Source organism: Prochlorococcus sp. MIT 1223 (assembly GCF_034092465.1).
Classification (GTDB): Bacteria; Cyanobacteriota; Cyanobacteriia; order PCC-6307; family Cyanobiaceae; genus AG-402-N21.
Genome location: NZ_CP139303.1, coordinates 1510868 through 1525134 on the forward strand (window position 1 = coordinate 1510868; position 14267 = coordinate 1525134).

A 14267-nucleotide genomic window follows, 5' to 3' on the forward strand; every position below is an offset into this window, starting at 1 on the left:
TGTCTTCATTCTGCTAGGAGGTAGGGGTAGTCAAACAGCCATGCATTATCCATACTTGAAAACAATAATGATAATCATTTTAATTTAGGGTGTATATTCTTATACAAAGGGTTTTGAAGGAGTATGGGGCAGGCTTGGTTAATTTCAGGATCGCCAGGATGCGGGAAAACTCATTGGATTCTTAATACGTTTAAGAATCACAAAGGTTCTTGTGCCTATATTCGTCTAAATGGATATTCAGATATTGATTTAGAACAAGTAAAATTTTCAAAAATTGACTCTGCTTTTCTAAAAGACCATCTTCCACATTTAATAGATGTATCCAACTCAAATAAATCATCCATTTCAATTAGAGAGAATACTCTTCTATTGATCGAACTTCCGCAGTTCAAGCTTCCTAGCCAAAATGGAGTTTCGGGAATAGATCCACGTGTATTACATGAGCTTGAAATATTAAAACTACAACCAAATAGATATCTTCATTTTGGTCGTGATATTGAATTGCCAACAAAAGACACACTAGATTTTAAAAAAATTGAATCCAGCAACTTAAATCTTCAAGGATGTATCTGGGATCCTCCTAGTCTCAATACTTTTTGGTTTGAACTAGTCAATGGAGCTTATGGAGATGTCTACAGAGCAAAAGCATTAATGAACTTGCCTGATGGACGATGTATGTTTTTCAATTGGATTGTTAGCCAACAAGGATCTCAATATCTACCATTAAATGGAGTTGCTCCCCTCACTGGGAGACCCGAACGACATTCTGAAATTGTTATTCAGGGAAAGAATCTTGACTTTGCCTTAATTCAATCGACAATCAATCATTGTCTTCTGGATGACTCAGTTCTGGCATACCATCAAGCTTCTCTTAGAAGTTCAGAACTACAACCTATAGGTTAAAAATAGATCTATGAATCAAGCTGTTATTTCATGTTTACATGCAAATCTCCCAGCATTAGAGGCTGTCTTGAATGACATTGAATATCTTGGGATTCAAAATATCACCTGCCTAGGAGATCTGGTTGGATATGGCCCCCAACCCAACGAAGTTGTTGAGTTAATTAGAGAAAAAGGTATTCAAACGTGTCAAGGTTGTTGGGATGAAGATATCATTGACGGATTAGATGCTTGTGATTGTAGTTATCCATCCCAGCTTGCGGAGAAGCGTGGTCATTTTGCACATCAATGGACTACAGATAAATTAACTAACGAAAATAAAGAGTTCCTAGCAAGTCTTCCTACGTCAATACGAAAAGATAAATGTCTTTTTGTTCATGGCAGTCCTAATAGTCAACATGAGTATCTCCTCCCTGATATGGATGCATTCGCAGCTCTAGAAAGAGTTGAAATGTCTGGAGCAGAAACATTGTTTTGTGGCCATACCCATCAGCCATATATTCGTGAGTTGACAAATGGCTCAATTTCTTTTCGTATACAAAATGCCTCATCTAAAGGTATTCAAGAACAACAAGGAATGGATTTACCAATGAGAAGAATAGTTAATGCAGGCTCAGTTGGTGAGCCTAGGCATGGGGGCATTAAAGCTACGTATGTGGTTTATAACGACAATACCTGTGAAGTAGAAATTAGAGAAGTTTCATATGATATTGAACGTACATGTAAGTCAATCATAGACTCAGGTCTCCCTCCTATTTTTGCATGGCGTTTAATAAATGGCTTTGAATTTGCGGAACAAGCTGAAGATGCCAGCCACGTTTGTGAAAGATGATAGAACGTTGGGCACTTGTAAGTGGTCTCAAGGGAGACCTTGAAACTTATGAACTTATTCAAAGAGATTTAAGGAAGATTCCAGGGGATAAAGCTTTATTTGTCTTAGGAGATATGATTGGTCCAGATAGAAATTGTAATCGACTTTTAAATAGGTTAATAAATCCTATTAGTAGTGATTTAAAACCTCAATGTATATATGGTTGGTGGGAAGAGCAATTACTTGCGGAAAGTGGTTATCGTGGAAATCAAAAAGCTGAAGCTTTAAGAATTAACGGAGGGGAACAAGTTGTTAACTCGCTTTTGAGTGCGGTCGATCAAGCATATCTCAGTTGGTTGGCATCACTTGAATTTGGATTTGTTGAACTTGATTGTGGATTGATTCATGGTAGTTCAAGAGATGTAGGTGATGAGTTATCAATGACTACTCCCCCCTTAACATTTCTTGATAGACTTACCCGTCTGAATGTGAATAGATTATTTACTGCAAGAAGTACTCATCAATTTTATTGGGAATTAACAGAGGCAATTGTTGAATCAGATGTAATGGATTTAAGTGGAAATCGTAAGCAGCAGCAGAAAATTCCCAAAAAAATAGTAATCGGAATTGGTGCCGGAAAAAATTACACTCTTTATGATGTAGGGAGTGATAATACTCAATTTTTACAAGCAGGGTATCAATCTAAAAAAGGAGTTAAAGGCTTTGCTTGATCTTTATAAGGTTCGAATAGATTTTGATCAAAAGCTGAAATCCATTGTTATCAAAGCAGGCTCACACTTCATAAGCCAGTAGTTAATTTCAGTCATAGTCTGTAATCTTAGCGATACTCGATGGTTGGAATGGAGTTGGAATGAAACCTCATTCTTCCATCTCTTTTCTTTACTCTATTCGCAGGGCTTTTTGTTTTTAGACGCGCATAAAATCAGACAGCTAAATTTAACGTAAATAATATAAAAATGATAATCATTCCTATTTTAAGCAACCATGAAAGTAGCCTATGTCTTTCGATCTGACATGGCCTCAACTTTTCAGTTGGCCACGATGATTCTTCCTCAACTAGAAGGTGGATTTCACGGAGTTGAAGTAGTTGGAATGTTCTTCTTCGATGACAATACTTGCTGTATGAGAAAGGGAGATCCAATTGGCGAACGTGTTTCAAAGATTGCGAAGGAAAAAGGAATGTTGCTAATGCTTTGTGATCAATGTGCTGTGAGAAGAAATCTAGCCGAAGGAACTTTTGAGCAATGTGGGACAGGAGAAGTTGAGCCAAAAGATACAGTAGAGGGGGTTCAAGTAGGTTGCTTCCCGCAGTTATATAAAGCGTTAAGTGGAAATATGCCTGACCAAGTAATAACTTTATAAATCACGCTGGTGACCGATTATTTAGTGCGAAAAACAGTCAGAATACTTTGGGAGTACTAGGTCGCTTAAATGTTAAAAGATGCCTTATCAATTTATATCACTAGTTTGAAATTCATGGGCGATTTCTATGTCTTCAAGATCTTCTCTTGTTAATTCATAGCTTGATCCTTCTCTTTTCAATTTTTCTTCTACCCAGACAATACATTCGTCAAGATTTGGGTAGAAAGGCTTCTTACTGACGATCCAGTCTTGAAGCTGGTTTGATTCATACCAGGTGAATTTAGATTCCATCAACTAAATGCTTTGCTCAGAATTATGCTAATAACTTTAAACGAAAATGGTTATCGTTATCACTTTGTGTATAATTGGGTTTTGACTCCTTTCTCTAAGAAGAATCATGAAAGTCAGATCCTCAGTTAAAAAAATTGATCCAGACGACCAAATCGTTAAAAGGAGAGGCAGGCTGTACGTAATTAACAAGAAAAAACCACGTAACAAGCAACGTCAGGGTTGATTCTTTCTTGAAATTGTCGGCCAAAAGTAGAGACAAATAAGTTAAAGAAAGTTCGAATAAAGTTCGAATAAATTTACCTCAAAAAGAGAGATCCCTTGGTATCGCTCAAAGCTCACTCTTCATTAGCCAGTAGTTAGGTTCTTGTTGTGCCATGGGATCTCAGCGATATTGCGATGTGTGGATTGTGAGACTATTTAATTAACACATCCAGAGTTCTTTAGTGAAGGAAGCTGAAGGCTGCTCAACCATGAGCAGAGGATAAATAAGCTGGAACACCACAAACAAATCTGCATGCCTAAATAAGGAGTATCTCCCAGTACAAACAAAACTCCTGAAAGAAGCGTCCCAAGAAGCCTGCCTGCCGCATTTGCCATGTAATAGAAGCCAACGTTGAGGCTTACATTCTCAACATCTGTATAAGCCAAAACCATGAATGAATGGATAGAAGAATTCATTGCGAAAACTATTCCGAACGCAATTAAACCAGCAGTAATGGCAATGCTTGGATCATTCTGTCTCCATAATGCAATGGCTATTAGTCCAGGTATCCCCATCAGCAAAGCACTCCAGAACTGAACCGTTGAAACTCCTGGGCTCGACTTCTTCCCCCAAAGATTTCTTAAAGTTGGGACCAATGCTTGTACAAAACCGTAGCCAATAATCCATAGGCCTAGGAAAGCTCCAATCTCAGAGAAGTTCCAATTAAGTGATGTCTCGAGGAAAACAGGTAATGCGACTACGAACCACACATCTCTAGCTCCGAAGAGAAAGAAACGTGCAGTCGAGAGAGTGTTAATTCCTTTTGATTTTGAGAAAAGGTCCTTAAATATTGGTTTTTCCTTCATCCGTCCAATATCACCCGGCAAGATCAATGTCATAAGAAATGACAACGCCAAGCCAATCGCCATTACCCCAACCGCTTTATTAAAACCAAAGCCAGTTAGTAATGCTCCACCTAGGAAAAACCCAACACCCTTTAGTGCATTCTTTGATCCTGTTAAAACAGCAACCCATTTGAACAACTTCCTTTTCCCTTTTTGTTCTTCTTCAGGGGTTTCAGGTACGACTGTTTTGATAGCACTCTTTGCACTCATTTTGTTGAGGTCTTTAGCAATACCACTAATTGCTTGCGCAACCATGACATAACTAACGCTTAGAAATTTCGGCCAACTTGCAGCAACAGGAACCAGCATCAAAAGAGCACTGATTTGAAGAAGTGTGCCTGCCCAGAGAGTTAGTCGTAGGCCATATCGAGCACCAATCCAGCCGCCATAGAGATTAGTAATGACCCCAAAGAACTCATAAAACAAAAAAAGAAATGCAATCTCTAAAGCTGTATAGCCAAGTTGATGAAAATGAAAAACCACCAACATGCGAAGTGCGCCATCTGTCAGAGTGAACGCCCAATAATTTGTAGTAACGATCCCGTATTGCTGAAGAGATGATAATTTCATTATTCAAGTGCTTGCTATTACTCAAGGCTCACACTTCATTAGCCAGTAGTTACATTCCTGTTGTGCCATAGGATCTCAGCTTTTAATTGTGATACTTAGAGGTTGTTCTCGGTGTTGAAACCTAAGAATTGCCTGCATTCTCTTTTCTATTCTTACTCAAATCGAAGAGACTTTCAAAAACAGCTAGAAAGGGGAATAGAAAAGCCTTGCTTTTTCTTGGTATAGGTTTTGGCGAGTATATAAAAACCGTAAAGCTCAAGGCTTAGATGAGGAGTGATTAATAACTTGTCAAAACAGAGGAAGTTCGAATAAGACTATGAAGTATGTCTAATTTTCATCCTTTTCTTCTAAGACTTTAGGTATCTTTGAATGGTTCAAAAGACCTTCATATGGGTCTAAGTATTCGGAATATAAGATCTCTTCGTAAAGATGAGGACTTTTCCCATGAATGTCTTGATTGTCATCCATTGTTTAAAGAGATTTCTTAAGGATTGATTGATTGACTTTTAGGTAAGGCTGAAAAGTATTCATTTGAAAGGTAATTGCAGATGGCTTGGCTTCTTTAAATTTTCTAATAATTGCTTTTCTTATTGAATTTTGCTTCTTCAGACTTATAGCTTCCATGGTGTTACTTTTAGGTTGAAATAAATATAATAATCTATTTTTTTGAAGATGTATCTAATGCAACAAAATTATATTATGGAAAGTATTTGTCCTTAAAGACTGACATCTTTGTGATGAATTATGTAGGGAGAGATACTAAATAGGATATTCATATTTGGATTTTTTCGCTGTTAATAAACAAGAGCATCAATAGCTACAGATATGTTCTCTGTAACTTTGTTAACTTAATTAGTGTTTAAGACTTATTAGCTTAGAACCATGTCTTTCTCTAATCTTAGAAAAGCTGAAATCTTTAATGGCAGATTGGCTATGATTGGAGTTTCTATATTAACTTTGACATCTTTCCTATAGCTTTATTTATTAAATATTTTTCTTCAAGTTGAGTGCTTAAGCTAATGCTATACGAACCAGGAACTAGAGAGTGCCATGCTTTAATCGAATCAAAGAATCGAATTGAAAGGATTATTTTTGACTTAAATGGGATTGAAAATATTGATCATATTAGTGCTCAATTGTTAGCTATTTATAATCAGTTAGAAGGTATACATCAATTATATAGAAGTAAGAGGAAGTTCGAATAAAGTTCGAATAAATTTTCCTCAAAAAGAGAGATCCCTTGGTATCGCTCAAAGCTCACTCTTCATTAGCCAGTAGTTAACTTCAGTCATATCAAGGGATCTCAGCGAAAATTGTTGCTAGTATGAGCCTTCCTGGAGTGTTTTACTCAAGCGGAAAGCCTACAGTGATTTTAATTGTAAGAATAGATAGATATAACTATTTCAGCCTTGAAGATTTTTAGATTAAAAAAAGGTGCATTGCTCGCTGGCGTTTGTAGTGGTCTTGGGGGGGCATTGGGCGGTAATGCTTATCTCTGGAGAATTGGTTTTGTTATTGGGACTGTAATTTTCCCTTTGTCGTTAGTGATCTATGCTTTGTTGGCCATTTTTCTCCCTATTAAAAGTATTAAGGATGATGGTGGCTTAGTTGAATTATCTGATATTGATTTACCTGAAATAGATCAAAGCCTTGCTAGAAAGGAACGTTGGGAAATAATCAAGAAGTCAGGGATCCCTTTAGGTAGCGGGTCAGATTTATATAAAGGTTCTATTACACCTTCTGACTCGATGTTGGCAGATTGGGAAAGACTTATTTTGTTAAGAGGAGCGCAGAATGATCAGGTTGAATATAAAAGTGTTAGTTCAACTGAATATCTACAAAAGTATAGTGGGAAAACTTGGGGTGAGATTCTTGGTGAATTAACTGGGGGAGCAACTCTTCTTGATGGCAAGCAAACTTGGCAAATAATCGACGACAAAGAGGCGAAGCAAGACTTAGGGAAAATGCTTGCTTGCTGTCAGGCAGAGTTGGCGGGAATGTATGCGACTGGAAACGTTCCTGCTCCAGCTTATTTTGAGAGAGCAGCAATACTTTTTAGAAAAGACAAGTTATATGAAAAAGAAATTCAGGTTTGTGAGTTTTATATCGATTTAATTACTCAATATTGTGAAATATCTAAAAAGCTTGGATGTTCAAAAGGAATTAGAAACTGGGATCGAGCGAGAGAAGGATATGTTGACAAGTTTCGTGTTCGTATAGATAAATCTAGAGTTCTGCTTGAAAAGCAAAGTCAGAAAAAGCTTCAGCCAAAAACAACTAATTCTAAAAAAAAGAAACTAAATCAATCTAAAACTCAATCTTCCATAGAAATAATCACTCCTCCAAAAAATTGGCAGATCAATTTAACTTCTGGAGAGTTAATACTAGATGGAGATTGGCAATTTATTCTTGAGGCAAAATCAGAGAAAGATTACGAGATCTATATTTATGAGGTTAAAGACTTCCCCAGACTTTTGAAGATTGGCATCGCAAAAGATTCTTTAAAAAGGAAAGAGTCCTATTACGGTGAATTACTTTGGAGAAAAACAATGATTAGACGCAATGCAACTTTAGTTGAATACCTATTTATGCATGCTACTTATCACTTGGCTCATAAGTCTCCTCCTAAATGGAATGTAGGGAACTTCCAAGAAGATAATGCGCTGGAAGAATTAACGGATTTCTACTCAAAGGTGGGTATGCAGGCAAAAGGTATAACAGAAGTCCGAAAGATTTCATTGGATGCTGCCATCTCAACAATTGAAAATATTGAGAATCAATTAACCTCAAAGTTTTTAAGAGATGTAATTCAGAATTTTGCAATTTCCACCTGGTTAGAAGGAGGTAGGTCAACAGTAAGCGTGACGAAAGATCAGAAGTGGTAATTGGGAATCCAGCTTGAGTTGTAAGAAGCCCACTTCACTTTGCTGGTATTTTGCTGGCATGGGTTTTGTCGATTCCTTGAGACCGATTGGTATCAAAGGTTTTTAACTTTTCATTAGCCAGTAGTTAATTTCAGTCATATCAAGAGATCTCCAGGAATTGTGGTGTGTGAATAATGTGTGAATGAGATGGCTACTGGCTTTTAAAGAGATGAGTTAGCGAGGGCTTTTCCCCATTAGGAGGTTTTGACCATTTTAAGTTTGATAGCTCACAAAAGATAAACTTCTCCTCTAAATCCGACTAGTTTCTTTTGGAGAAAGGCGCAATCGCATTTAGATGATGAAGGTTTTTAGATACGTTGCTATAGCAGTTCTGCTTTTGTTTATTCAATTAACGCCTAAACCTGTGATGGCTTGTGTTGAAGGTTTGTCGTGGGGGATGGATCTCTCAAGTGTAGAGAGCCATCTTGGAGTTTCCTTGACTCCTGTTCAAGAAGATTTAAATAGGGGTCTTTTTGAAGTTAGAGATTTTCAGATGAGCGGGTTACCTGTGAATAGTCTTCGTGTTCGTGTTGAAGACAAGGATGGGTTAAAACAGCTTGCTTATGAAATGGACTATGAAAACATGACTGAAGTATTAGCGGGCTTAAGACATCGTTTTGGTCCTCCTGTTGGAACAAGCGTTGATGTTGACGGAAGATCGCCTCAACAACAATGGATTTGGCACACAGGAGAAGATGTAATTACTGCAGTTAAGAGTGAACAAAGACCTTTCTTACTTTCTTATCGACCATCACTTTTAGACCCTTCTTTCCTTTGAAAATGTGTGAATATTGTGTGAATGGATTTTGCGAATTCCTTGTAATCGCTTTCCCTCACTCAAATGCACTTGTTCATTAGCCAGTAGTTAATTTCAGTCATAGTCTGTAATCTTAGCGATACTTGATGGTTGGAATGGAGTTGGAATGAAACCTCCTTCTTCCATCTCTTTTCTTTATTCTATTTCAACTAAAATTTTTATTTTCATCAACTAATATTATAAAGTATATTTTGCATTTATGTTTTGAATAATCCAAAAGGTTCTCTAGCACTTATAGGCGATGGGATACGGCATATCAATATTTTATTTGAGAAAAAGTCTTTCTGGCTTGCATATCTTCTTTGCCTTGGCTTTTTTGACGTTTTTTCAGCTCTTTATGCAACCACTTATCCTGATAAGATCCTTAATCAAGTAAGGTTAGATTTATATATTGGAGGCAATTTAATAATATTTTTAGGTGTATTTACTCTTCTTATTATCACTGGAAAAGAGAAGGTTTTCGGGACTCGATCATTTGCTAACGTTTGGAGGGTTTGGTCTACGCAATTTGTTGCTGGATTTTGGGTTTTGCTAGGAACTTTATGTTTTATAATACCCGGTTTATTATTGGCTATAAAGTATATTTATTCAGCTGAGATTGCTTTGCTTGAGGAGTCGCGCATTGGTCAGAGTTTGAGAAGAAGTGGCAAGCTTTCTTCTTTTAATGGAGGGAAAGCAGTTCTTTCTTGTTTTATTATCTTTATTCTGTACATGTTATTTATATTTGTTATAACCTTTGTTGTCGGATTGATTAGTATGGATACACTAGATAGCTTTGCGATGAATTACTTCATAGCAGTAACAGGCACTTTAGTTTCTACATTGCTTTGCACAATTGTTTATTCAGGATATGTTGATGCATTATCTTTTGAGTCTTCTAATCAATCGAAGGTTTCAGAAAGTTAAAAAGTTGGATTAATTTTTTCTTCAGTATGTGTGAAAATTTTGAGGGATGCTCTTCATTTATTTTGCTTTGACCAGTCGCATTGACTTGCATATCTTTCATAGATGGTTGCTAAGCCTTTATCAACTAAATGTTCTTGAATATTCATTCCATCTATAGATAGTTCAGCCACTGTTCTTCCGTAGCGGTCTTTGGTAATGCGTCGAATGTCGAGTGTTTCTCCAGCTACTAAACCATTGAGATAATCTCTAGCTGCTTTGGCTGGGATTGGATCTGCCCTTTTTTCTTTAAGCTCTGGAGTATCGATACAAGCAAGTCTGATCTTTTCTCCAGTGATTGTGGTGCAGGTATCTCCGTCATAGCAATCTTTAATAACTACACTCTCTTTGGCTAGAGGCTTTGAGCACGCTATCAATATTAAAAATACCGGTATAATTGCTATTCTTTTCAAAAGAGAAATAAGGTGTAAATGGACTAGATCAGTTGCTATGACTGGTGAAAATATCTGGCTTACTCTTCATTAGCCAGTAGGAAATTTCCTGTTGTGCCATGGGTTCTCAGCGATATTGCGATGTGTGGATGGTGTGTGGATGGCTTAACATTCTCACCCCTATTTCTTTATTCTATTTCAATCCAGTTTTGATTACTAATCCCAACGATTGTATTTACTGATCAACTTCAAACTGTCTGTGATAAAGGAATATTCAGGTATTGCAGTTGTTGTGAAAGGATTTGGTCCTTTGTTGATCAAAATTACAGCACCCTTCTTACCGTCTTTGCTGATGATAGAAAGTGAGAGATAACCAATATTCGAGCCACTGTGAGAAATATAGTCACCCTTTGAATCCTCCTGAGCATTTTTATTAACAATAAAAAATCCTAGGCTGCGTGTCGGCGTTGAACTCGGAATAATTAAAGCTTCAGCTAGTTTTTGATTAATTAGAGTACCTTCTCCTCTGAGTGCACGGGTGAAGGCTAAATTGAAGAGAGACAGATCGGTCGCTGTTGTCCAGAGTAGACCTGGGGAGAGGATAGTACTGCGCATTGGGGCTTTTTTATGCACACTGCCATCGCTGTCGTAAGGAATGGCTATCGTTGAGGAGTCTTCTAGGAAGAACTCGTCGTCAAAAGTACTATTCATCATTTTTGCAGGTTGTATCACTAACTCGTTCATTAATCTTTTGAAAGGTTTGTCGCCGACGTCTTCAATAGCAGGCTGAAGCACTGAGTAACAGCCATTGCAGTATGCAAACTTTTCTCCTGGTACGTTGGTTACCGTTACTGGGGGATTCGTTGCAGGCGGTTTACCATTTAAAAACTGCTTTACCGTCGGCAAAATTTCTTTAGGACCACAGCAACCGTCTGGATAAGGTGAGGTAAGTGCCGCAGTATGATTCAGTAGCATCCTAAAAGTAACTGGCACTTTTGCTGTGAATTGATTCTCTGGGATTTTCCAGCTTTTAAGATAACGGTTTACTGGTTCATCTAACGCGATTCCTTTATCAGCTAGTAGTTTTACTACGGCTAGAGATGTTTGTACTTTGGTGATTGAATTAGCGGTAAACAAGGTAGACGTTGTTACCTCACGTTGAGTAATTTTATCGGCTATCCCGAAACCCTTTGCCCAGGATATCTCCCCGTCATCAATTACTGCGATTGAGGCGCCAGGGATATCCATCTCTTGTCGTAGTGATTCGATTGAATTTTGAAGTCTGCGATTTGACAGGTTTGTTAGAAAGGTTGGTTTGGCAGTAATTGATTTAGCAATGATCAGTAAGAAAAAACCTGAGCTGGCCACGGTTAATACTTTTACTGCCCATTTATTAATGGTCATTTTGTCCTTTGTTACCTTTTAAGTATATAAAATTTGAATAGATAGTCCTTGTCCACGGTTAAAAGTACTGTTTTCATTAGCCAGTAGGAAATATCTTTTTCAGCAATTGCGAGAGAAGAAGTTAGAGAGATTTTATACGTTTTTTAGGCTTGCTGGAATTTTGCTGGAATAGAGCCTAGTTTCCCTATCTCATATTTTGCCTCGGCGATGGATGATTTGCTTGAAGTTCACTTAGAAAGTTATGTCCGCTTTGTTCCTGATGGGACTGCTGATCTTTACGCTAAAAGAAATAAATCTGCTAAGGCTGCATAATGAGTTTATGAAACGCTTTTTACTTCCTCTAATCGCTGCGCTTGCTTGCCCCCTTTCTGTTAAAGCTGGTATCCCTGAATCAAGAAATGTATGGATGGAAATTGACTTGAAACCTGGAATTTGGAGAGTAGATACTTCAAATGCCAAAGCACGTGGGTCAAGCGTCATCGTTGGGACAAGTAGACAACAAGAAAAAGATGAGAATGCAGATGGGTATTGGGTAATGAGTTGGACTGGTACCACTAAGGTTAATTGCAAGACTTTCAAGCAAACAATTAAGGTCCCAGGACAACTTTTTGGTGGTACAAGTAAAATCGAACCAAACCATATTGGCTATGTTTTGGCCGATAATCTCTGCTATTTAACTGGAGTAGAAGGTTATACCCCCAACCCGAACCCTCCAGAGTGGGTTGTAAACACAGTTAAAACAATAAAAAGCAAGCCAATAAAACAAGAGAGCTACGTAACCTCCCCAATGGATATGGATTAAATGAACCTAATGAACTTCCTTGCTATCGACGCTTCATTAATGATTATTGGAGTTCCATTGCTAATGATCCTTAAGGGCAAAAAGGATAAAAAGGTGGATTAAAGAAATGAAACGCTTACTACTCCCCTTACTCGCTGCTCTTGCATTACCTACTACTGCTAACGCAGAGAGCGTTTGGCTTTTAATTCAGCACGATAGGACCAGATATTCAGTGGGAGATGGAATTGCAATGGCAGTTGCTTGGGAAAAAATAGAGATGTCTGATCTTTCTCAATGTCGAACGCAAGGCAACCTAGTAAAAGAGCACTTTGGAAAGAACACTTACTGGTTGTGCGTCTATGGTAAATAGACGACTCAGAACTCTCCTTGTATAGATCAAGATTTTCTCTTTTGATAAAAAGGTACTTTCATAGTTCGGTTGTTACTGGCCGGTTTATTCGTAGTGACCGAAGTTCGGTGTAGATACCGCATAATTTTCTACGGCTTATATCACCATCCGAAACGACTACTTGTTGCATAGTGAATTTGTTGTTCGCATTCGTAGTGATGTATTCAGTTACTCGTTTCTCTCTTACTCCTTCTTTCTATCGTCCTGTCTATGTCATCTCTGATAGCGAGATGGTTCAATTAAAAGTTCAACAACATGAAGATGAACTTGATTCAGTAGTTGATCAACGAAAGAGATTAGAGGACGCTTATGAGAAGCAGAGAACACATTTGCTTGAGCGAGAGAAATTTATTAAGAGTGAGTTGAAAGCTCTTGCTCCATCTGCAAGTAATCCTGTTAAAGAAACAGTAGAGAAAGCAGTTGATGCAATTAAAGACACTGCTAAGAAGGTAGTAGCCTAAGGGTTGTCTTCACACTAAAAAGCCCTGGTTAATCAGGGCTTTAGCAGTAGTTAGACCTCAAGTAGATTGACTACTTTTGGTTTATCTTTTTGTTTTCCGTATTCGATATCTGTGAGTTCCTTGGCACATTGTTGAATGTCAATTCGTTGTCCAAAGCCCAAAAGATTCAACTGAAAATGCAGTTTCCAACTAACTAAGATTCAAATGAAGAACTTATTGGCCATTAATTTTAAATGATTTGACCTCGAACTTATTGGCTGAAGTTATGTCTTAACTATAAGGCAGATTTCCCCTGGCCTGACTTAAGCATAAAGAAAGTTGGTAGTGCTAATAAAATAACCACAGCAGTTAGAAGTATGAGGTTAATGGTGAAGCTGCTGATACCAAGCTCAGAAGACGCTAGAGCTAAAATCATTTAAATAAGAATCAAACCAATTTATTATTAATTGATAATTAGAAAAATAATCCTTGATTAAGAAAACTATAGACAATTCATAGTAAGAAGGTAGAAATTACACCTTGAAAAGTATTATTTGGTACATGGATTTGCTGTCCTCTTCTTTGGGAGCATAAGAGCGAAAGCTAGGAGCCTGTCGCCTCGACTAGGTTTAATCGTATCTCAAGATTCGTTTCCTAAGCCTAATTATTGAAATCCAGGAAGCCAAGGTCCACAAGACACCCAAGGAAGAGATAAAGATCTGAATCCGTAAGACAATCCAGCAATTAAAGACTGGTCAATTAAAACAACCCCAGAGACCCAATCTGAACCTTCAATACCATCACCAATGGATATGGATTAAATGAACCTGACAACCTTCCTTGCTATTGACGCTTCATTAATGATTATTGGAGTTCCATTGCTAATGATCCTTAAAGGCAAATAAATGACCCCAATACTTGCTTGCTACTCCCACACAAGCAAACCTTCTTTACGCATTAGGAGGAGGGTTCGTTTTATTAGGTAGTTACTTCTTTGGAAGGCTTGTGACGTTCTTTTTTTCCAAAAACCCACTTATAAGGAAAGGGAAAAAGGATAAACAGGAGAATTAAATAAAACGACTACAATTGCTCGATA

The 14267-nt window shown here is 37.6% G+C and carries 18 protein-coding genes; 13 read left to right on the forward strand and 5 right to left on the reverse strand.

Annotation, left to right across the window (positions count from 1 at the left end; all coding sequences use genetic code 11):
- Positions 1–123: 123 nt before the first annotated feature.
- The 4 genes from SOI85_RS08035 (at position 124) to SOI85_RS08050 (ending at position 3094) form a co-directional block, all read left to right on the forward strand.
- Positions 124–903: a GTP-binding protein gene (locus SOI85_RS08035; protein ID WP_320663874.1), complete on the forward strand. Its 780-nt coding sequence runs from the start codon at positions 124–126 to the stop codon at positions 901–903.
- A gap of 10 nt (positions 904–913) precedes the next feature.
- Positions 914–1732 carry a metallophosphoesterase family protein gene (locus SOI85_RS08040; RefSeq protein ID WP_320663875.1) on the forward strand — a complete coding sequence of 273 codons (819 nt, stop codon included), beginning with the start codon at positions 914–916 and terminating at the stop codon, positions 1730–1732.
- On the forward strand, positions 1729–2442 hold the full coding sequence (locus SOI85_RS08045) for a phosphoesterase (RefSeq protein ID WP_320663876.1): 714 nt from the start codon (positions 1729–1731) through the stop codon (positions 2440–2442). Before SOI85_RS08040 ends, SOI85_RS08045 begins: the two co-directional genes overlap by 4 nt.
- Positions 2443–2716: 274 nt before the next feature.
- Positions 2717–3094 carry a SaoD/DsrE family protein gene (locus tag SOI85_RS08050; RefSeq protein WP_320663877.1) on the forward strand — a complete coding sequence of 126 codons (378 nt, stop codon included), beginning with the start codon at positions 2717–2719 and terminating at the stop codon, positions 3092–3094.
- Between the two features lie 87 nt (positions 3095–3181).
- Here SOI85_RS08050 and SOI85_RS08055 read toward each other — a convergent pair whose 3' ends face one another.
- Entirely contained in the window at positions 3182–3385 is a 204-nt protein-coding gene (locus tag SOI85_RS08055; RefSeq protein ID WP_320663878.1) for a hypothetical protein, read from the reverse strand.
- Positions 3386–3491: 106 nt separating this feature from the next.
- On the opposite strand from SOI85_RS08055, the gene rpmJ reads away from it, so the two are divergent.
- Positions 3492–3608, forward strand: a complete 117-nt coding sequence (gene rpmJ, locus SOI85_RS08060; RefSeq protein WP_320663879.1) for a 50S ribosomal protein L36 — start codon at positions 3492–3494, stop codon at positions 3606–3608.
- A gap of 194 nt (positions 3609–3802) precedes the next feature.
- Here the strand turns inward: rpmJ and arsJ are convergent, their stop codons facing one another.
- Together arsJ and SOI85_RS08070 are read right to left on the reverse strand one after the other, a co-directional pair.
- Complete coding sequence (gene arsJ, locus SOI85_RS08065; RefSeq protein ID WP_320663880.1) at positions 3803–5062, reverse strand: organoarsenical effux MFS transporter ArsJ; 1260 nt, start codon at positions 5060–5062, stop codon at positions 3803–3805.
- 327 nt (positions 5063–5389) lie between these two features.
- Positions 5390–5530: a hypothetical protein gene (locus SOI85_RS08070; RefSeq protein WP_320663859.1), complete on the reverse strand. Its 141-nt coding sequence runs from the start codon at positions 5528–5530 to the stop codon at positions 5390–5392.
- Positions 5531–5944: 414 nt separating this feature from the next.
- Here SOI85_RS08070 and SOI85_RS09750 point away from each other — a divergent pair, with 414 nt between their 5' ends.
- From SOI85_RS09750 to SOI85_RS08090, 5 genes are all read left to right on the forward strand, one after another.
- Positions 5945–6037 carry a chlorophyll a/b-binding protein gene (locus SOI85_RS09750; RefSeq protein WP_414477786.1) on the forward strand — a complete coding sequence of 31 codons (93 nt, stop codon included), beginning with the start codon at positions 5945–5947 and terminating at the stop codon, positions 6035–6037.
- A gap of 44 nt (positions 6038–6081) precedes the next feature.
- The gene (locus SOI85_RS08075; protein ID WP_320663860.1) at positions 6082–6267 is read left to right on the forward strand and encodes a hypothetical protein; all 186 of its coding nucleotides are present in this window, start codon (positions 6082–6084) and stop codon (positions 6265–6267) included.
- A 204-nt stretch (positions 6268–6471) separates the two neighbouring features.
- On the forward strand, positions 6472–7947 hold the full coding sequence (locus SOI85_RS08080) for a PspC domain-containing protein (protein ID WP_320663881.1): 1476 nt from the start codon (positions 6472–6474) through the stop codon (positions 7945–7947).
- Between the two features lie 334 nt (positions 7948–8281).
- Entirely contained in the window at positions 8282–8764 is a 483-nt protein-coding gene (locus SOI85_RS08085) for a hypothetical protein (RefSeq protein ID WP_320663882.1), read from the forward strand.
- A gap of 243 nt (positions 8765–9007) precedes the next feature.
- Complete coding sequence (locus tag SOI85_RS08090) at positions 9008–9709, forward strand: hypothetical protein (RefSeq protein WP_320663883.1); 702 nt, start codon at positions 9008–9010, stop codon at positions 9707–9709.
- 53 nt (positions 9710–9762) lie between these two features.
- Here SOI85_RS08090 and SOI85_RS08095 read toward each other — a convergent pair whose 3' ends face one another.
- Entirely contained in the window at positions 9763–10158 is a 396-nt protein-coding gene (locus SOI85_RS08095; RefSeq protein ID WP_320663884.1) for a thermonuclease family protein, read from the reverse strand.
- A gap of 195 nt (positions 10159–10353) precedes the next feature.
- On the reverse strand, positions 10354–11541 hold the full coding sequence (locus SOI85_RS08100) for a serine hydrolase domain-containing protein (protein ID WP_320663885.1): 1188 nt from the start codon (positions 11539–11541) through the stop codon (positions 10354–10356).
- A 319-nt stretch (positions 11542–11860) separates the two neighbouring features.
- On the opposite strand from SOI85_RS08100, the gene SOI85_RS08105 reads away from it, so the two are divergent.
- The 3 genes from SOI85_RS08105 (at position 11861) to SOI85_RS08115 (ending at position 13192) form a co-directional block, all read left to right on the forward strand.
- Positions 11861–12343: a hypothetical protein gene (locus SOI85_RS08105; protein WP_320663886.1), complete on the forward strand. Its 483-nt coding sequence runs from the start codon at positions 11861–11863 to the stop codon at positions 12341–12343.
- 106 nt (positions 12344–12449) lie between these two features.
- A complete protein-coding gene (locus tag SOI85_RS08110; RefSeq protein ID WP_320663887.1) occupies positions 12450–12692 on the forward strand; it encodes a hypothetical protein in 243 nt (80 codons plus the stop codon).
- Positions 12693–12862: 170 nt separating this feature from the next.
- A complete protein-coding gene (locus SOI85_RS08115) occupies positions 12863–13192 on the forward strand; it encodes a hypothetical protein (protein ID WP_320663888.1) in 330 nt (109 codons plus the stop codon).
- The last annotated feature ends 1075 nt before the right edge of the window (positions 13193–14267 follow it).

Bases quoted from the DNA above. Each gene is read 5' to 3' on its own strand.
- SOI85_RS08035 (WP_320663874.1), top strand. From the start codon at position 124: ATGGGGCAGGCTTGGTTAATTTCAGGATCGCCAGGATGCGGGAAAACT.
- SOI85_RS08040 (WP_320663875.1), top strand. From the start codon at position 914: ATGAATCAAGCTGTTATTTCATGTTTACATGCAAATCTCCCAGCATTA.
- SOI85_RS08045 (WP_320663876.1), top strand. From the start codon at position 1,729: ATGATAGAACGTTGGGCACTTGTAAGTGGTCTCAAGGGAGACCTTGAA.
- SOI85_RS08050 (WP_320663877.1), top strand. From the start codon at position 2,717: ATGAAAGTAGCCTATGTCTTTCGATCTGACATGGCCTCAACTTTTCAG.
- SOI85_RS08055 (WP_320663878.1), bottom strand. From the start codon at position 3,385: ATGGAATCTAAATTCACCTGGTATGAATCAAACCAGCTTCAAGACTGG.
- rpmJ (WP_320663879.1), top strand. From the start codon at position 3,492: ATGAAAGTCAGATCCTCAGTTAAAAAAATTGATCCAGACGACCAAATC.
- arsJ (WP_320663880.1), bottom strand. From the start codon at position 5,062: ATGAAATTATCATCTCTTCAGCAATACGGGATCGTTACTACAAATTAT.
- SOI85_RS08070 (WP_320663859.1), bottom strand. From the start codon at position 5,530: ATGGATGACAATCAAGACATTCATGGGAAAAGTCCTCATCTTTACGAA.
- SOI85_RS09750 (WP_414477786.1), top strand. From the start codon at position 5,945: ATGTCTTTCTCTAATCTTAGAAAAGCTGAAATCTTTAATGGCAGATTG.
- SOI85_RS08075 (WP_320663860.1), top strand. From the start codon at position 6,082: ATGCTATACGAACCAGGAACTAGAGAGTGCCATGCTTTAATCGAATCA.
- SOI85_RS08085 (WP_320663882.1), top strand. From the start codon at position 8,282: ATGATGAAGGTTTTTAGATACGTTGCTATAGCAGTTCTGCTTTTGTTT.
- SOI85_RS08100 (WP_320663885.1), bottom strand. From the start codon at position 11,541: ATGACCATTAATAAATGGGCAGTAAAAGTATTAACCGTGGCCAGCTCA.
- SOI85_RS08105 (WP_320663886.1), top strand. From the start codon at position 11,861: ATGAAACGCTTTTTACTTCCTCTAATCGCTGCGCTTGCTTGCCCCCTT.
- SOI85_RS08110 (WP_320663887.1), top strand. From the start codon at position 12,450: ATGAAACGCTTACTACTCCCCTTACTCGCTGCTCTTGCATTACCTACT.